Raw genomic sequence first — 16,414 nt, 5'->3', positions numbered from 1 at the left:
GGGAGTATCTGGATAACTACCGTACGTACCGGCCGCCCCTCGGGGCGGCTGCGAACCGAAGTACGGGAGGAAACTCAGGTGCTCAAGAAACTCTCCGCGGCCGGGGTGGCGGCGGCCGCCGTCACCGGCGCGCTGCTGCTGGCCGCCCCGGCCAACGCGGGCGAGATCGGCACGAGCGGCGCGGGCGGCATCCTGTCCGGTAACCAGGTCGTGGCGCCGATCACGGCCCCGATCAACGTCTGCGGCAACAGCGTCGCCGTCGTCGGCGGAGCGCTCGCCGGCTGCAAGGGCGGCGCCTCGGTCGGCGGCGGGCACCGTCACCGCCCGCCCTGCCACCACCACCGCCGCCCGCCCTGCCACCACCGCCCGTGGTCGTCGTCCTGACCCGGTCGTACGGCTAACAGCGTTCACCGGCCCGCCCGCAGTGCCACCGGGCGGGCCGGTGTGCTGCCCGGCCCCAGTCGAGACCGTGTGCAGTCCGGCCCCGGGCGCGGGCCGGAATCCGGGTGCCGCCAGGTCCCCGGGCGCGGTGCGGATCGGGGCGCCGCCCGGCCCGATATAAGCTGTGGCGGCACCGTCCGGTACCCGCAAAGGACTGGAACGATCTATGACCGCCTCTCACGACCGGCCGGGACGGCTGGCCGTCGGCGTTGTCGGCGTCGGCCGTGTCGGCTCGGCCCTCGGCCACGCCCTCACGCTCGCCGGCCACACGGTCGTGGCCGCCGCGGGCGTCTCCGAGGCATCCCGCGAACGCGCGCGACAGCGCCTGCCCGGCGTCCCGCTCCGTACCGTCCAGGAGGTCGTGTCCGCGGCCGACCTGGTCCTGCTCACCGTTCCCGACGACGCGCTCGCGCCGCTCATCACGGGTCTGGTCGCCACCGACGTCAAGGTCGAGGGCAAGCTGCTCGCGCACACGAGCGGCCGGTACGGCGTCCGCGTCCTCGACCCGGCCACCCGCGCCGGAGCCCTGCCGCTCGCCCTGCACCCGGTGATGACCTTCACGGGGCGGCCCGACGACGTGCACCGGCTGGCCGGGATCACCTTCGGCGTGACCTCGCCCGAGCCGCTCCGTCCCGTGGCCGAGGCCCTGGTCGTGGAGATGGGCGGCGAGCCCGTCTGGATCCCCGAGGAGCGTCGCGCCCTCTACCACGCGGCCCTCGCGGGCGGCGCGAACCACCTCGTCACGCTCGTCGCCGAGTCGATGGACCTGCTGACGCGCGCCGGCGTCGAGGCGCCGGGCCGGATGCTCGGGCCGTTGCTCGGCGCGGCGCTCGACAACGCGCTGCGGCTCGGCGTCCGGGGGCTGACCGGCCCGGTCGTGCGCGGCGACGCCGGGACGGTCGCCGAGCACGTCACCGAACTCGCCCGCGTCTCACCCGAGGCGCACGACGCGTACATCGCGCTGGCCCGGCTCACCGCCGACCGCGCGCTGGCCGCCGGGCTGCTCCGCGCCGAGGACGCCGAACGCCTGCTCGACGCCCTCGCGGGCGGCCGTGGAGACGACACCGAGGGGACCGGACAATGACACCCATCATCGCCCGCACGCGCGAGGAGCTCACCGCCGCCCGCGCCTCCCAGGGCACCCTGGCGCTGGTCCCGACGATGGGCGCGCTGCACGAGGGCCACCGGTCGCTGCTGCGCCGCGCCCGCGAGCTGGCCGACACCGTCGCGGTGAGCATCTTCGTCAACCCGCTGCAGTTCGGCCCGAACGAGGACCTCGACCGGTACCCCCGGACCCTGCCGGACGACATCGAGATCTGCGCGGCGGAGGGCGTCGACCTCGTCTTCGCGCCGACCGTCGACGTCATGTACCCGCCGACCGCGCTCGGCGCGCGGGTCACCGTCGACTCGGGGCAGATGGGGACCATCGTCGAGGGGGCCTGCCGCCCCGGCCACTTCGACGGCGTGCTGACCGTCGTCCTCAAGCTGTTCAACCTGGTCCGCCCGGACGTCGCCGTCTTCGGGGAGAAGGACGCCCAGCAGCTCGCCATGATCCGCCGGATGGTCGCCGACCTGAACGTCCCCGTCCGCGTCGTCGGCTCCCCGACCGTGCGCGAGGCGGACGGCCTGGCGCTGTCCAGCCGGAACCGCTACCTGTCCCCGGCCGAGCGCCTCACCGCCGTGTCGCTGTCGATGGCCCTGCGCGCGGGCGCCGAGGCGGCCGGCGACGGCCCCGCCAAGGTCGTACGGGCGGCGCGGACCGTGCTCGACGGCGCGATCGCCGCCGACCCGCCGCTCGAGCTCGACTACCTGGTGCTGGTCGACCCGGAGACGTTCCAGGAGGTCGACGACGCCCACACCGGCCCGGCCGTGCTCGCCGTCGCGGGCCGCGTCGGCACCACCCACCTCATCGACAACGTCCCCCTGGCCTTCGGCCACGCCTCGGAGTGACCCGCATGTTCCGCACGATGTTCAAGAGCAAGATCCACCGGGCCACGGTCACCCAGGCCGACCTGCACTACGTGGGCTCCGTGACGATCGACGAGGACCTCATGGAGGCCGCCGACCTGCTGCCCGGTGAGCAGGTCCAGATCGTCGACATCACCAACGGCGCCCGCCTGGAGACGTACGTCATCAGCGGCCCGCGCGGCAGCGGGGTGATCGGCATCAACGGCGCCGCGGCCCACCTCGTCCACCCCGGTGACCTGGTCATCATCATCAGCTACGCCGCGATGACGGACGCCGAGGCCCGCGCGTTCCAGCCGAGCGTCGTCCACGTCGACGGCGACAACCGCATCGTCGACCTGGGCACCGACCCGGCCGAACCGGTCCCGGGCACGGCCGCCGTACGCGGCGACGCCGTGGCGCCGCGCTGACTCACGGGGCGGCCGCGGCGGTGGCCGCGAGGACGTCGAGGTAGTCGCGCTGATGGACGATGCGGCCGTCGCGGACGGTGAGGACGATGCTGTCCATCGTCGGGGTCAAGCTCGGCGAGCTCCCGCAGACATCACTGCCCCTGCTGCGCTCGACGTTCACCCATCCGGAGGCGACCGAGCGAATGCGGGCCGCGATGACCCGGCAGGTCGAGCAGGCGAGCGCCGCCCTCCCGGACGAGGACGGCGAGCTGCGGGCCGCGCTGATCCTGGCGATCCTGTTCGGCGTGTCCACCGGACGGAATCTGATCGAGCTCGGCCCGCTCCGCGACGCGACGCCGGAGCAGATCACGCGGCTGCTCCGGCCCTGCTTCGAGGCGCTGACCGGTCAGGCGGCGCCCGAGGCGTGATCCGCCGGCGCCCGTGACCCGGGAACGCGCGGACCGTCGCCGGCGGTGCCCGGACGGCGCCACACGCGCTCGCCGAGCACGGCCATCGCCGCGGGCAGGAGCACGCCGCGCACCAGGGTGGCGTCGATCAGGACGGCGACCGCGAGGCCGACGCCCATCATCTTGTACTCGATGGCCGTGAGGACGGCGAACACGCTGAACGCGGCGGTCATGATCGCGGCCGCGCTGGTGACCACGCCCGAACTGGCGCCGATCCCGGTGACGATGGCCTCGACGGCCGGGACGCCCGCCGCGCGGCGCTCGCGGATCCGGCTGAGGATGAAGATGTGGTAGTCCATGCTCAGCCCGAACAGGATCACGAACATGAACAGCGGGAGCCAGCCGATCACCCCGCCGTACGCCGTGAAGCCGAGGAGCGAGCCGAGGTGTCCGTCCTGGAACACCCAGGTCAGCACGCCGTAGGCGGCGCCGATCGACAGGAGGTTGAGCAGGATCGACACCAGCGGGATGGCCACGGATCGGAACGCCACCGACAGCAGCACGAAGGCCAGGGCGAGCACGAACCCGAATACCAGCGGCGACCGTTTCCTGATCACGTTGGTGAAGTCGTAGGCGAAGGCCGTCTTGCCCGCGACGGCGTGGTCCACGCCGTCCAGCAGGTCGAGTGCGGCCGTCCTCCGGCGGAGGTCGCGCAGCGACCGGTTCGCCTTCTCTCCGGTGCCGAAGTCGGCGAGCGGGACCCGCGCCACGATGATCCGGTCGACGCGGGTGGCCGAGATCGGGTGCAGGTCGGCGACGGCCGGGCGCACGGCGGGGTCGTCCAGGGCGCCGGGCTGCTTCTCCCACAGCACCACCCAGGCGGGCGAGGGGCTGCCGGGGAACGCCTGCTGCATGCGGATGGCCGCGTCCACCACGGGCACCCTGCGCGGCAGGCTGTCGGTGACCGCCGCGTCCTGCAGCCGCATGCCGAGCGCGGGCAGCGTCATGAGGATCAGGGCGAGCGTGGCGACCCCGCCCCAGAGGAGGGGACGGCGGACGACGTGACGTGCCACCGCGGTCCAGAGGCGGGACCGCCCGGCCGCGGTACGACGGCGGCCGAGCCAGGGGACGCGGGCCCTGTCGACGCGGTGCCCGAGCAGGGACAGCAGCGCGGGCAGCACCGTCACCGACCCGGTCATGGCCAGGCCGACGACCAGGACGGCGCCGGCGGTGAGGCCCTTGAAGTTGTCCAGTCCGGTGAACAGCAGACCGGCCAGGCAGAGCATCACGGTGAGGCCGGAGACGACGACCACGTGCCCGGAGGTCCTGGCGCTGATCGTCAGGGCCTCGGTGACCGACCGGCCGGCGGCGCGTTCTTCCCGCTCGCGGCGCAGGTAGAACAGGGAGTAGTCGATGCCGACGGCGAGGCCGATCAGCAGCACGATGGACGAGGTCGCGCTGTTGACCGGCACCCAATGCCCGACCACCTGCAGCAGCCCGAACGTGCCCGCGACCGTGGTGATCGCCAGCAGGAGCGGAATTCCCGCCGCGATCAGCGAGCCGAACACCACCAGCAAGATGATCACAGTGAGCGGCAGGGAGAAGTACTCGGCGCGCTTGACGTCGTCCTTGATGCCGCCGTCCACCGCGTCGGACAGGCTCTTGTCCCCGGCCTGCGCCAGCCGGACCTGCGGATGCCGGGCCGTCACGTCCCCGACGCCCTTGACGATCGCGGCATAGTGCTCGCGGAACGCCTCGTCGGGGCCGGCGACCTGGATGTTCACCAGGCCGGACCGCCCGTCCTTAGAGATCAGGTCCGCCCCGTCCGCGTCCAGGGGCGAGCGGAGGGTGCCGAGGCCGCGCAGGGTCCGGGTCAGGTCGCGGGTGGCCGACCGCAGTTCGGGGTCGTCGGCGAAGCGGGCCGTGCCCGTCCGGGACTGGACGAGGATGTTCTCCTGCAGCGGCACGTACGCGGTCTGGGCGTCCAGGACCCGGTCGACGCGACCGGACTCTCCCGGATCGGTGCTGCCGGTCTGTTCCAGGCCGAGCACACCGCCGGCCAGCACGGCGACGATCACCAGTGTGAACCAGCCGCAGATCGCCAGGAGCCGGTGCCGGACGGACCAGCCCGCGATCCGCTCGGTGATCGGTTTGCGTTCAGGCAGCACGAAATGCTGTCCTTTCCCTGAGGGAGCGTTCCTGTGAGAGCCCGCCCTCGGGCGGGTTGGTGCTTCTTCGTCCACTGGGCCGTCGAGTTGCCGCTCGGCGGCCCAGCTCGTTCGTCACTTCACGGTCTGCGGCGTCACTCCACGGTCTGCAGGATCTTCTCCAGTGCGTTCATGCGCTCTTCCATCGCGGCCAGGCGCCTGCCGGCCTCGGTGAGCTGCCGCTCGATGTTCTGCTGGGCCTCGACTCCGCTCTCGGCGAGCCTGCGGTACTCCCCCTCGCGGGCCAGCGCCGCGCGGGCGCGCACGGTGGCGCCCACCTGAACGATGATCACGGTGATCACCGTCGTGATGAAGGCGAAGATGCCGATCGCGCCGGCCACCTCCGCGAGTTCATGGCCGTCCATCACACGTCGCCCTTCTTCTCCTCCGGCACGGTGAGCGTGCGCACCGCGACCTCGATGGCCTGCGGTGTCAGCTCGATCGTGAACGGGTTGACCTCGTAGAACTTCATCGCCTTGCCGTCCTCGGACACCTCGGCCCGGCCCGTCACCAGTCCGGCCGCTTCCAATTTGCGCAGGTGGACCTGAAGGAGGGGCCGGCTGATGCCCAACTCGCGGGCGAGCCTGCTCACGTAGTTGCGCTCGCCCGACAGCGCCGCCAGGACACGCAGGCGGTGCGGGTTGGCCAGCGTGGCCAGCACCTTCAGCAACTCGTCCCCACTCGTCATGACACATCCCGGCACATGCAAAGAAAAGTTAGCACATGCCTATTCAAGTTGACCATCACGGTGAGGAGTTATAGTCAATCTGACGAAAACGCCTCCGAGGAGGGTCCATGATCCCCCGACGCCTCACCGCCCCCGATCCGGGCTGGACGATCGACACCGACATCATCGTGATCGGCTCCGGCGTCGCCGGGCTCGTGGCGGCCCTGCGCGCACGTACGGCTGGACGGGTGCTGCTGGTCACCAAGGCGCTGCTCGACGACGGGTCCACGCGATGGGCCCAGGGCGGCGTCGCGGCGGCCCTGCACCCGGATGACTCCCCGGAGGAGCACCTCCGCGACACCCTCACCGCCGGGGTCGGCGTCTGCGACGAGGAGGCCGTGCGCGTGCTCGTGACCGAGGGGCCCGACGCCGTGCGCGAGCTGATGGAACTCGGCGCCGAGTTCGACCGCGGCGACGACGGGCGGGTCGCGCTGACCCGCGAGGGCGGGCACCTCAAGCGCCGCATCGTGCACGCGGGCGGCGACGCGACCGGCGCCGAGGTCAGCCGGGCGCTGCTCGCGAACCTCAAGGACTCCGGCGTCGAGGTCATCGAGCACGCCCTGGTGCTCGACCTGCTGATGGAGCGGGGCCGGGTCGCCGGAGTGACCCTGCACGTCATGGGGGAGGGGCGCCGGGACGGCGTTGGAGCGGTCCGCGCCCGCGCGGTGATCCTCGCGACCGGTGGCCTGGGCCAGGTCTTCCAGGCCACCACGAACCCGGAGGTGTCCACCGGTGACGGCGTCGCGCTCGCGCTGCGCGCCGGGGCGGCCGTGACGGACCTGGAGTTCGTGCAGTTCCACCCGACCGTGATGTGGCTCGGCCCGGACGCGAAAGGCCGGCAGCCGCTGATCTCCGAGGCCGTCCGCGGCGAGGGGGCGTACCTCGTCGACGAGCGGGGCGACCGGTTCATGGTCGGCCGGCACCCGCTGGCCGACCTCGCTCCACGGGACGTCGTCGCCAAGGCGATCATGGCGATGATGCGGGAGACCGGAGCCGCCTGCGCGTACCTCGACGGCCGGAACCTCGGGCCGCGGACCTGGGCGAACCGGTTCCCGACGATCCTCGCGACCTGTGAGGAGCACGGCATCGACCCGGTGCACGAGCCGATCCCGGTGATCCCGGCCGCGCACCACGCCAGCGGCGGCGTCCGTACGGACCTGTGGGGCCGCACGTCCGTCCCGGGTCTGTACGCCTGCGGCGAGGTGGCCTGCACCGGCGTGCACGGCGCGAACCGCCTCGCGTCCAACTCCCTCCTCGAGGGACTGGTCTTCGGCCGGCGGATCGCCGAGGTGCTCCCCGCCGACCTCGCCATGGACGCGCCCGGACGTACCGCCGAGGCCGCTCCGGAGCCGGCGCTGCTGGACCCGAGCGTGCACGCGGACGTCCAGCGGATCATGACCTCCTACGCCGGTGTCCTGCGGAACGGTCCAGGACTGGAGCGTGCCGCGCGGGAGCTCACCGCCCTCACGGACCGTACGACCGACGAGCCGTGCACGGAGGCGTGGGAGGCCACCAACCTGCACACCGTCGCGTCGCTGATCGTGGCGGCCGCCCGGCGCCGCGAGGAGACCCGGGGCAGCCACTGGCGGGAGGACTTCCCCGACGCCGGCGACGCCTGGCGCGGTCACCTGGTCTCCACCCTCGCCGACGACGGAACCGTCACCACGAACTACGAGGAGCTCTCGTGAACCCCGAACTCGAGACGAGACTGCGCGCGGCCGGACTCGATCCCCAGGCTGTGGACGGACTCGTCCGTACGGCGCTGGCCGAGGACGGCGCGACGGACGTCACCAGCGAGCCGATCTTCCCTCCGACCGCCACCGGCCGCGCCGACATGGTGGCCCGGCAGGCCGGCGTCGTCGCCGGCCTGCCCGTCGCCGAACTGGTCTTCGCGATCCTCTCCCCGGAGGCCGGGGACGGCCTGAAGGTCGTGACCCGCGTCGAGGACGGCTCCCGCGTCGCGCCCGGCGACGTCCTGCTCACCGTCGAGGGCCCGCTCGTGCCGCTGCTGCGCGCGGAGCGCACCGCGCTGAACCTCCTCACCCACCTGTCCGGCGTCGCGACCGGTACCCGCCGCTGGGCGGACGCCATCGCGCACACGAAGGCCCGGGTCCGGGACACCCGCAAGACGCTGCCGGGCCTGCGGGCGCTGCAGAAGTACGCCGTCCGCCTCGGCGGCGGCGTGAACCACCGCATGTCCCTCGCCGACGCCGCCCTGATCAAGGACAACCACGTGGCCGCCGCCGGGTCGGTGACCGCCGCGTTCACCGCCGTGACCAGGCCGGGCCTGCACGTCCAGGTCGAGTGCGACACCCTCGACCAGGTACGCGAGGCGCTCGCCGCCGGGGCGCGCTCGATCCTGCTGGACAACATGAGCATCGCCGAGCTGACCGAGGCCGTGCGCCTGACCGGCGGCCGGGCCGAGCTGGAGGCCAGCGGCGGGCTCACTTTGGACGGGGTCCGCGCCGTGGCCGAGACCGGAGTCGACTACCTTGCCGTGGGGGCGCTGACCCACTCGGCGAGCGCCTTGGACATCGGCCTTGACCTCACGGGAGCGGCGAGCTGACGAGTGAGCGGAGTGGACGGCGAGGAACGAGCCGTCCGCGAAGCGAGCGAGGAGGCGAGCGCGACCATCAACACAGCGGGGACCTGATGCTGCTCACGATCGACGTCGGCAACACCCACACGGTGCTGGGCCTCTTCCAGGGGGAGGAGGTCATCGAGCACTGGCGCATCAACACCGACTCCCGGCGTACCGCGGACGAGATCGCGGTCGTCCTGCAGGGCCTCGTGCAGCAGAGCCCGCTGCTGGCCGACACCGACATCAGCGGCATCGCGCTGTGCTCCACCGTTCCCTCGGTCCTGCACGAGATGCGGGAGATGTGCCGCCGCTACTACGGCGACGTCACCGCCGTCATCGTCGAGCCGGGCGTGAAGACCGGCGTGCCGATCCGGATGGACAACCCCAAGGAGGTGGGCACCGACCGGATCATCAACAGCCTGGCGGCGAGCCATCTCCACGGCGGCCCGGCGATCGTCGTCGACTTCGGCACCGCGACGACGTTCGACGCCGTCTCGGCCAAGGGCGAGTACGTCGGCGGCGCCATCGCCCCCGGCATCGAGATCTCCGTCGACGCGCTGTCCGCGCGCGGCGCCCAGCTGCACAAGGTCGAGCTCGTACGGCCCCGCAGCGTCATCGGCAAGAACACCGTCGAGGCGCTGCAGTCCGGCATCATCTACGGCTTCGCCGGCCAGGTGGACGGCGTCGTACGCCGTATGTCGGAGGAGCTGGCCGACGATCCGGAGGAGGTCACCGTCGTCGCGACCGGCGGCCTGGCCCCGCTCGTCCTGGAAGAGGCCCGCAGCATCGACGTGTACGAGCCGTGGCTGACGCTCATCGGCCTGCGTCTCGTCTACGAGCGCAACGTCGGCGTCTCCGGCTGAGCCGGCGGCGTCGCGACGCCCCCGGCTCGGCCGGCCGGTGGGTCAGCCGCCGTGCACCGTGACGACGTATCCGTCGAGGTCGCGGAAGGCGAACATCCGGCCGAACGGGCTGTCGGAGGGCGGCCGGACGATCACCACTCCGGCCGCGACGAGGTCGTCGTGCGTCTTGTCGGCGTCGTCGGCCTTCAGCCACAGCGCCACGCCGAGCCCGGCCGGCCCGGCGTCCAGGTCCACACCGGGCAGTGGCTCGCGCACCGCGAAGCTGATCGGCTCCGTGGCGAAGACCACCGCGCCGGGCGGTGCCGCCGGGGCCCGCCGCAGACCGAGGCGCTCCTCGTAGAAGGCGGCCGCCGCCGCGACGTCGCGCACCTGAAGGGCGACGAAAGAAGGTCCGCTCACTGTCATTCTCGGCTCCCGTTCGATGTCAGGACTTTGACATGGGCCACGGTATGTCAGGATGTTGACATGACGCAAGACGAACTCGACACGAGCGTGGGCTACGTGCTCAAACGAGTGCAGTCCGCGCTCCGCGCCGCCATGGACGCCGCCCTGCGCGAGCACGGGCTGACCACCCCGCAGTACGCCTGCCTCGAACTGCTCGACCAGCGGCCGGGCCTGTCCAACGCCGACCTCGCCCGGGGCGCCTTCGTGAGCCGTCAGTCGATGAACGTCGTCCTGCGCGGCCTGGAGGAGAACGGGCTGGTCGAGCGTCCGGCGCAGGCGGCTCAGGGGCGGGCGCTGCCCGTCCGGCTGACCGCCGAGGGCAGGGAACGCCTTCGCCGCGCCCACGCCGACGTCTTCGCGATCGAGCGCCGCATGGTCGGCGTCCTCGACCCCGAACGCGTGGCGCTGCTGCGCGCGGACCTGACCCGCATCGCCGAAGGACTCGGCGGCTGAGGAGGCTCTCCGGGCCGGTAGCCTTTTTCCTCGTGAGCGAGTCGTACGACGATCTTCCGGAGCAGATGCGGATCCGCCGCGAGAAGGTGGACCGGTTGCGCGAGCAGGGCGTGGACCCCTATCCCCTCGGGTTCCCGCGCACCGCGACGATCGCGGAGGTCCGCGCGAAGTACCCCGACCTCGAGCCGGGCGCGTCGACCGGGGACAAGGTCGGCGTCACCGGGCGCGTCATCCTCGCCCGCAACACCGGCAAGCTCTGCTTCGCCACGATCCGGGACGGCAGCGGCGACATCCAGGTCATGCTCTCGCTCGCCAACGTGGGCCCGGAGGCCCTGGAGTCCTGGAAGCGCGACATCGACCTCGGCGACCACGTCGGCGTCGAGGGCGAGGTGATCACCTCCCGGCGCGGCGAGCTCTCGATCATGGCGGACCGGTTCGCGCTGACCTCCAAGTCGCTGCGCCCGCTCCCGGAGAAGCACGCCGGCCTGACCGACCCCGAGCAGCGGGTCCGCATGCGCTACGTCGACCTGATCGTCAACGACGAGGCGCGGCGCATGGCCCGCCTGCGCAGCGACACCGTCCGGGCGGTCCGCGAGTACCTCACCGGCCGCGAGTTCCTCGAGGTCGAGACGCCGATGCTGCAGCCGATCCACGGCGGCGCGGCCGCGCGCCCGTTCGCCACGCACATCAACGCGTACGACATGGACCTCTACCTGCGGATCGCGATCGAGCTGTACCTCAAGCGGCTCGTCGTCGGCGGCATCGAGAAGGTCTTCGAGATCAACCGCAACTTCCGCAACGAAGGCGCGGACTCCACGCACAACCCCGAGTTCACGATGCTCGAGGCCTACGAGGCGTACGGCGACTACGACACGATCGCCACCCTCACCCGCGAGCTGTACCAGGCCGCGGTGGTCGCCGCGCTCGGCACGACGGTGGTCGTCCACAAGGGACGGGAGATCGACCTCGCCGGTGACGAGTGGCCGCAGGTCACCCTGTACGGCGCGGTCTCCGACGCGGTGGGTGAGGAGATCACCACCGCGACGCCGATCGACGACGTCCGGAAGATCTTCGAGCGGCGCGAGCTGGAGTTCGACCCCACGTGGGGGCAGGGCAAGCTGGTCCAGGAGCTGTTCGAGGCGCTGGTCGAGCACACTCTCGTCCAGCCGACGTTCGTTCGCGACTACCCTCTCGAGACCTCCCCGCTCGCCCGCACGCACCGCGACGACCCGCTGCTCACCGAGAAGTGGGACCTCATCGGCTTCGGGACCGAGCTGGGCACCGGCTACTCCGAGCTCATCGACCCGATCGAGCAGCGGCGGCGGCTGACCGAGCAGTCGCTGCTGGCCGCCGGCGGTGACCCCGAGGCCATGCAGCTCGATGAGGACTTCCTCCGCGCTCTGGAGTACGCCATGCCTCCCACGGGCGGCGTCGGCATCGGCATCGACCGCATGATCATGGCTTTCACCGGCAAGAACATCCGCGAGACGATCCTGTTCCCGCTCGTCAAGCCCGAGTGACCCGGGGAGCCCCGGCGAGGCACGTCCCGCTCGGGGCTCGCTCGTGGGTTCGTGCTCCTTTCACCGCCGGTCCGTCACATCCACCGTGATGCCGCAGGTCAGCGACATTCGAGAGTTAACTGAAAAGTTGCCTCATTGACAGTGGAAGCTGTCAGAATCATCCTTAGCGCAGCCTGATCAGCTGCTGCTGTGCTCCCCGCCCCGCCCGGCGTCCGTTCGGGAGTGCAGCGACCCTCATCACCGCGCGGTCGATGGCCCCTGCTCTACCGGAGAGGCTCTGATGAACCTGAATCGACTCGACGGCCCGGTGCTGTCCCTCTTTCGCATCGTCGTCGGCCTGCTGTTCCTCTTTCACGGAATGGCATCGCTGTTCGGCGTCTTCGGCGGTAACCGCGGCACCGGCCATGCCATCGCCGCCGGCACCTGGCCCGGCTGGTACGCCGCACTGATCCAGCTGATCTGTGGCGCGCTCGTCCTGGTCGGACTGCTCTCCCGTCCCGCCGCGACCCTCGCCTCCGGCTCCATGGCGTACGCCTACTTCACCGTCCACCTGAAGGACGGGATCATCCCGCTGCAGAACGGCGGCGAGCCGGCCGCGATGTTCGCCTGGGCCTTCCTGCTGATCGCCATCCTGGGCCCCGGCACGTGGGCCCTGGACTCGGTGCTGTGGCGCCGCCCGCGCCGTACGGTGGCCGCCCGTTCCGCGGACGCCCGCCCCGACCCCGCCACGACGGCGTAAGAGGTCACTGCCCCGCCGAGGGGACATGAGGAGTCCCCGGGCCCGCGGTCGAGCCGGATCGCCCGATTGCGGGTCCGGGGACCACGTCCCCTGGGCGGGGCCATGAGACGGGCCTTACGGCTTGCGCCCGACGCCGGCGTAGAACCAGGTCTGGACGGCCTCCTCCATGGAGACGTGCCGCTCCGGGCGCCACAGCGGCGCCCACACCAGGCCGGGGTCGACCAGCGCGAACTCGCCGAACAGCGCCGTCACCTGCTCCCGGGTGCGGGGCGTGCCGGGGGCGGAGGTCTTCTTGTAGACCTCGACCACCTTGGCGACCACGTCGGGCACGCCGTCGGCCGACGCGTGGGTCAGGGCCAGGTGGCTGCCCGGTGCCAGCGCCGCGCGGAGTTCCGCCATGATCGCCTGCGGGTCGTCCTCGTCGGGGAGGAAGTGCAGGGTCGCGATGGTGAGCATCCCGACGGGCCTGCCGAGGTCGAGCAACTGCTTCCGCCGGACGCGGTCGAGGATCTCCGCGGGCCGGCGCAGGTCGGCGTGGATCATCTCGGTCTGCTCCGAGTCGGCGAGCAGGGCGCGCCCGTGCGCGACCACCTGCTCGTCGTAGTCGACGTAGACGACCCGGGCGTCGGGGTTCACCGCGTGGGCGATCTGGTGCACGTTCTGCTGCGTGGGCAGGCCGGTGCCGATGTCGAGGAACTGGTCGATGCCCTGTTCGGCCATGTACCGCACCGCGCGTCCGATGAAGGCGCGGTTCTCCTTGATCAGGTCGATTAGCGTGGGATCGGCGGCCACGGCCTCCTCCGCGCGTACGCGGTCGGCCTCGTAATGATCCTTCCCACCGAGGTAATAATCGTACATTCGGGCGATATTCGGGACTTTCGCGTCGAATATGCCTAGTCGAGATTCCTCGTCCGCCATCGCTTCTCCCCCTCTTGGCGCCCACACCCGAAAGCCGGCATCTCGGCCGTACGAAATGCCGGGGAAGACAGGGATTCTAGCGAGATCGAGGTAAACGCCGGGGCGGCATGGTGGGAATGCCGGCCCCGGCGTTCTCAGGGGACCCGGGGGGTCAGTGGGGGGTCTGACGTGGGGGTGGTGGCCGGTCCGGACCCGTCCAGGGTCCGTCGACGGCCCTCTTACCCTCTTCCTGTGATCCGCAGGTTGTGGTCTCAGGCGGCTCGTACGAGGAGCCCGCGGTGGTTCGGGACGCTGCGGCCGTCCGGCAGCAGCTCGCCCGTGTCCTCGAAGACGATGACGCCGTTGCAGAGGAGCCCCCAGCCCTGTTCGGGGTGGTAGGCGACGAGGCGTGCCGCGTCGTGGTCGGGGGCGTCCGCCCGTGGGCACGGCGGACGGTGCTGGCACATCGCGGAGTTCATCCCCTTTCACTGGTCCGGTGAGTTGTTCTCATCCGTCAGCATGCCGTGGTGCCGGCGCCACCGAAGTGGGGAAAATACCCGGTTGACTACCTGGACCGCATAGGTAGGTGTACGCAGGCCCAGAGTGGCGGGCGCGGTCAGGGATGGATCAGGTGGTACGCCGCGTACTCGATGCGCTCGCGGGCCTGGAGCAGGAGCGCCGAGATCTCGCGTTCGCGGACCTCGTTGAGGCGGATCGCGGGGATCGACACGCTGATCGCGTCGCGCGCGGGCCGCTGGAGGCGCAGGGCGACGCCGAAACAGCAGACGCCCGGGGTGTTCTCCTCGCGGTCGATGGCGTGGCCGCGTTCGCGGATCCGGCGCAGTTCGGCGCGGAGGCCGTCGTGATCGGTGATCGTGCGCTCGGTCTGGCGCTCGAGCTTCTTGGGAAGGGCGGGGTCGGGGTGGTCGGCGAGCAGCGCCTTGCCGAGTGACGTGCTGTGCGTCGGCACGCGCCGGCCGACCCGGATGACGGGCCGCAGATTGTGCCGGGACGGCCGGGAGGAGAGGTACACGACGTCGTGGTCGTCGAGGCGGCCGAAGTGCACGGTCTCGCCGGTGACCTCCGCCAGCCAGTCGAGCGTCTCGTGGGCCATGCCGACGACGGGGTCGCCGTCGATGTAGGACGCGCCGACGAGCAGGGCCCGCATGCCGATGCGGTAGAGGGTCCCCGTCGGGTCGGTCTCGACCCAGCCGAGCTGGACGAGGGTCCGCAGCAGGGCGTACAGGCTGCTCTTGGGGTAGCCGAGCTCCTGCTGGATCTCGGTCAGGCTGTACATCCCGCCCTGGCGGGCGAAGAAGTCGAGCAGCTCGACGGTCCGCGTTGCGGACTTAACGCCCGGCGCGGTCCTTTCAGATGCGTCCATGAAGCCTCCTGAGGCACCTGGCCTGCGCTTACGCGCGGCCCGGCGACCACGCCGGAGCCATGGAACAGCTTAGTCCCGTCCAGGTCTTGTTCATATATGCGAACACTGGCTATGGTTGTGGACACTCACTGATCGATTCATCCTCGGAGGATTCCCCTATGGCGAAGATCGTCCTTAGCCATGTGGTCAAGGCCTACTCGAATGAAGCTAAGGCGGTGGACGACCTCAACCTGGAGATCCAGGACGGGGAGTTCATGGTGCTCGTCGGCCCGTCCGGGTGCGGCAAGTCGACCGCGCTCCGGATGATCGCGGGCCTGGAGGACATCACCGGCGGAGAGATCGCGATCGGTGACCGGGTGGTCAACAACCTGGCCCCCAAGGACCGCGACATCGCGATGGTCTTCCAGAACTACGCGCTCTACCCGCACATGACGGTCGAGCAGAACCTCGCGTTCGGCCTCCAGCTGCGCGGCACCCCGAAGCCGGAGATCAAGAAGCGGGTCAACGAGGCCGCCAAGATGCTCGGCCTCGACCAGTTCCTCAAGCGCAAGCCGGCCGCCCTGTCCGGTGGTCAGCGGCAGCGTGTCGCGATGGGCCGCGCGATCGTCCGCGAGCCGCAGGCGTTCCTGATGGACGAGCCGCTGTCCAACCTCGACGCCAAGCTCCGCGTGTCCATGCGCGCCTCCCTCAACCAGCTGCACGACCGGCTCGGCGTCACCACGGTGTACGTCACGCACGACCAGATCGAGGCCATGACCCTCGGCGACCGCGTCTGCGTGCTCCGCGAGGGCAAGCTGCAGCAGGTCGACACCCCGCAGAACCTCTTCGACAACCCGGTCAACCTGTTCGTCGCCGGGTTCATCGGCTCGCCGGCGATGAACTTCGTCACCGCCGAGCTCGTCCGCGACGACGGCCCGGCCGTCGCCTTCGCCGGGTTCAAGCTGCCCGTTCCGGAGTCGGTCCTGGCGTCCCGCCCCGGCCTGGACGGCTACTTCGGCCGGGAGGTCATCCTGGGCGTCCGGCCGTCCGACTTCGAGGACGCCGGTCACAACCCCAACGAGTGGCCGACGATCCGCGTGCACGCGGACGTCACCGAGGAGCTCGGCAGCGAGATCAACGTGATCTTCACGATCGACGCGCCGCCGGTCGAGCACAAGGACACGGCCGACCTCGCGCACGACGCCGACGAGGACGACGCGGCGATCCCGCTCGCCGAGAACAAGGCGCTGTGGACCGCGCGCGTCAACGCCCGCTCGCACGTGCGGCCCGGCCAGGACATCGAGCTGTCGATCGACACGAGCCGCCTGCACTTCTTCGACGCCGGCACCGGCCTGGCCATCGGCCACTCGGAGGTCGCGAAGGCCGCCGCCACGGCCTGACGACCGCGTAGAGGAGTC

At 71.2% G+C, this 16,414-nt stretch carries 17 protein-coding genes and 1 pseudogene; 11 read left to right on the top strand and 7 right to left on the bottom strand.

Annotated features, from left to right (window positions below; genetic code table 11):
- Positions 1-78: 78 nt before the first annotated feature.
- The 5 genes from NE235_RS14415 to NE235_RS14395 all read left to right on the top strand — a co-directional run bounded on the left by NE235_RS14415 (position 79) and on the right by NE235_RS14395 (position 3,223).
- Positions 79-384: a chaplin family protein gene (locus NE235_RS14415; protein WP_252802863.1), complete on the top strand. Its 306-nt coding sequence runs from the start codon at positions 79-81 to the stop codon at positions 382-384.
- A 223-nt stretch (positions 385-607) separates the two neighbouring features.
- On the top strand, positions 608-1,525 hold the full coding sequence (locus tag NE235_RS14410; protein ID WP_252802861.1) for a Rossmann-like and DUF2520 domain-containing protein: 918 nt from the start codon (positions 608-610) through the stop codon (positions 1,523-1,525).
- The gene (gene panC, locus NE235_RS14405; protein ID WP_252802859.1) at positions 1,522-2,391 is read left to right on the top strand and encodes a pantoate--beta-alanine ligase; all 870 of its coding nucleotides are present in this window, start codon (positions 1,522-1,524) and stop codon (positions 2,389-2,391) included. Before NE235_RS14410 ends, panC begins: the two co-directional genes overlap by 4 nt.
- A gap of 5 nt (positions 2,392-2,396) precedes the next feature.
- A complete protein-coding gene (gene panD / locus NE235_RS14400) occupies positions 2,397-2,816 on the top strand; it encodes an aspartate 1-decarboxylase (protein ID WP_252802857.1) in 420 nt (139 codons plus the stop codon).
- Between the two features lie 86 nt (positions 2,817-2,902).
- Positions 2,903-3,223 (top strand): TetR/AcrR family transcriptional regulator, encoded by a 321-nt coding sequence (locus tag NE235_RS14395; RefSeq protein WP_252802855.1) that lies wholly within the window; start codon positions 2,903-2,905, stop codon positions 3,221-3,223.
- Here NE235_RS14395 and NE235_RS14390 read toward each other — a convergent pair.
- From NE235_RS14390 to NE235_RS14380, 3 genes are all read right to left on the bottom strand, one after another.
- On the bottom strand, positions 3,202-5,370 hold the full coding sequence (locus NE235_RS14390) for an MMPL family transporter (RefSeq protein WP_252802852.1): 2,169 nt from the start codon (positions 5,368-5,370) through the stop codon (positions 3,202-3,204). The genes NE235_RS14395 and NE235_RS14390 overlap by 22 nt on opposite strands.
- Positions 5,371-5,504: 134 nt before the next feature.
- Positions 5,505-5,774, bottom strand: a complete 270-nt coding sequence (locus tag NE235_RS14385; RefSeq protein ID WP_252802850.1) for a hypothetical protein — start codon at positions 5,772-5,774, stop codon at positions 5,505-5,507.
- A complete protein-coding gene (locus NE235_RS14380; RefSeq protein ID WP_252802848.1) occupies positions 5,774-6,097 on the bottom strand; it encodes an ArsR/SmtB family transcription factor in 324 nt (107 codons plus the stop codon). Before NE235_RS14380 ends, NE235_RS14385 begins: the two co-directional genes overlap by 1 nt.
- A gap of 107 nt (positions 6,098-6,204) precedes the next feature.
- Here NE235_RS14380 and NE235_RS14375 point away from each other — a divergent pair.
- Positions 6,205-8,702: pseudogene (locus tag NE235_RS14375) on the top strand (L-aspartate oxidase).
- A gap of 86 nt (positions 8,703-8,788) precedes the next feature.
- On the top strand, positions 8,789-9,580 hold the full coding sequence (locus NE235_RS14370; protein WP_252802847.1) for a type III pantothenate kinase: 792 nt from the start codon (positions 8,789-8,791) through the stop codon (positions 9,578-9,580).
- Positions 9,581-9,622: 42 nt separating this feature from the next.
- On the opposite strand, the gene NE235_RS14365 is transcribed toward NE235_RS14370, so the two are convergent.
- Complete coding sequence (locus NE235_RS14365) at positions 9,623-9,979, bottom strand: VOC family protein (RefSeq protein ID WP_406567575.1); 357 nt, start codon at positions 9,977-9,979, stop codon at positions 9,623-9,625.
- 66 nt (positions 9,980-10,045) lie between these two features.
- Here NE235_RS14365 and NE235_RS14360 point away from each other — a divergent pair, with 66 nt between their 5' ends.
- From NE235_RS14360 to NE235_RS14350, 3 genes are all read left to right on the top strand, one after another.
- Positions 10,046-10,477, top strand: a complete 432-nt coding sequence (locus NE235_RS14360) for a MarR family winged helix-turn-helix transcriptional regulator (RefSeq protein WP_252802843.1) — start codon at positions 10,046-10,048, stop codon at positions 10,475-10,477.
- Positions 10,478-10,509: 32 nt separating this feature from the next.
- Positions 10,510-11,997 carry a bifunctional lysylphosphatidylglycerol synthetase/lysine--tRNA ligase LysX gene (gene lysX / locus NE235_RS14355; RefSeq protein ID WP_308206075.1) on the top strand — a complete coding sequence of 496 codons (1,488 nt, stop codon included), beginning with the start codon at positions 10,510-10,512 and terminating at the stop codon, positions 11,995-11,997.
- Between the two features lie 280 nt (positions 11,998-12,277).
- Positions 12,278-12,736 (top strand): DoxX family protein, encoded by a 459-nt coding sequence (locus tag NE235_RS14350; protein WP_252802842.1) that lies wholly within the window; start codon positions 12,278-12,280, stop codon positions 12,734-12,736.
- A gap of 114 nt (positions 12,737-12,850) precedes the next feature.
- On the opposite strand, the gene NE235_RS14345 is transcribed toward NE235_RS14350, so the two are convergent.
- The 3 genes from NE235_RS14345 to NE235_RS14335 all read right to left on the bottom strand — a co-directional run bounded on the left by NE235_RS14345 (position 12,851) and on the right by NE235_RS14335 (position 15,017).
- The gene (locus tag NE235_RS14345) at positions 12,851-13,654 is read right to left on the bottom strand and encodes an SAM-dependent methyltransferase (RefSeq protein WP_289848613.1); all 804 of its coding nucleotides are present in this window, start codon (positions 13,652-13,654) and stop codon (positions 12,851-12,853) included.
- Between the two features lie 251 nt (positions 13,655-13,905).
- A complete protein-coding gene (locus tag NE235_RS14340; RefSeq protein ID WP_252803137.1) occupies positions 13,906-14,100 on the bottom strand; it encodes a DUF5999 family protein in 195 nt (64 codons plus the stop codon).
- Between the two features lie 149 nt (positions 14,101-14,249).
- Positions 14,250-15,017 carry an IclR family transcriptional regulator gene (locus NE235_RS14335; RefSeq protein ID WP_252802838.1) on the bottom strand — a complete coding sequence of 256 codons (768 nt, stop codon included), beginning with the start codon at positions 15,015-15,017 and terminating at the stop codon, positions 14,250-14,252.
- A gap of 158 nt (positions 15,018-15,175) precedes the next feature.
- Between NE235_RS14335 and NE235_RS14330 the strand changes: the two genes are divergently transcribed.
- Positions 15,176-16,396, top strand: a complete 1,221-nt coding sequence (locus tag NE235_RS14330; RefSeq protein ID WP_252802836.1) for an ABC transporter ATP-binding protein — start codon at positions 15,176-15,178, stop codon at positions 16,394-16,396.
- The last annotated feature ends 18 nt before the right edge of the window (positions 16,397-16,414 follow it).

Source organism: Actinoallomurus spadix (assembly GCF_024055725.1).
GTDB lineage: Bacteria > Actinomycetota > Actinomycetes > Streptosporangiales > Streptosporangiaceae > Actinoallomurus > Actinoallomurus spadix.
The sequence above is the reverse complement of the archived record's forward strand: the minus strand, read 5'-3'. Positions and strand labels throughout refer to the sequence as shown.

Excerpts from the sequence above, each read along its gene's own strand:
- NE235_RS14410 (WP_252802861.1), top strand. The coding sequence starts at position 608 with ATGACCGCCTCTCACGACCGGCCGGGACGGCTGGCCGTCGGCGTTGTC.
- panC (WP_252802859.1), top strand. The coding sequence starts at position 1,522 with ATGACACCCATCATCGCCCGCACGCGCGAGGAGCTCACCGCCGCCCGC.
- panD (WP_252802857.1), top strand. The coding sequence starts at position 2,397 with ATGTTCCGCACGATGTTCAAGAGCAAGATCCACCGGGCCACGGTCACC.
- NE235_RS14395 (WP_252802855.1), top strand. The coding sequence starts at position 2,903 with ATGCTGTCCATCGTCGGGGTCAAGCTCGGCGAGCTCCCGCAGACATCA.
- NE235_RS14385 (WP_252802850.1), bottom strand. The coding sequence starts at position 5,774 with ATGGACGGCCATGAACTCGCGGAGGTGGCCGGCGCGATCGGCATCTTC.
- NE235_RS14380 (WP_252802848.1), bottom strand. The coding sequence starts at position 6,097 with ATGACGAGTGGGGACGAGTTGCTGAAGGTGCTGGCCACGCTGGCCAAC.
- NE235_RS14370 (WP_252802847.1), top strand. The coding sequence starts at position 8,789 with ATGCTGCTCACGATCGACGTCGGCAACACCCACACGGTGCTGGGCCTC.
- NE235_RS14360 (WP_252802843.1), top strand. The coding sequence starts at position 10,046 with ATGACGCAAGACGAACTCGACACGAGCGTGGGCTACGTGCTCAAACGA.
- NE235_RS14350 (WP_252802842.1), top strand. The coding sequence starts at position 12,278 with ATGAACCTGAATCGACTCGACGGCCCGGTGCTGTCCCTCTTTCGCATC.
- NE235_RS14345 (WP_289848613.1), bottom strand. The coding sequence starts at position 13,654 with ATGGCGGACGAGGAATCTCGACTAGGCATATTCGACGCGAAAGTCCCG.
- NE235_RS14340 (WP_252803137.1), bottom strand. The coding sequence starts at position 14,100 with ATGTGCCAGCACCGTCCGCCGTGCCCACGGGCGGACGCCCCCGACCAC.
- NE235_RS14335 (WP_252802838.1), bottom strand. The coding sequence starts at position 15,017 with ATGGACGCATCTGAAAGGACCGCGCCGGGCGTTAAGTCCGCAACGCGG.
- NE235_RS14330 (WP_252802836.1), top strand. The coding sequence starts at position 15,176 with ATGGCGAAGATCGTCCTTAGCCATGTGGTCAAGGCCTACTCGAATGAA.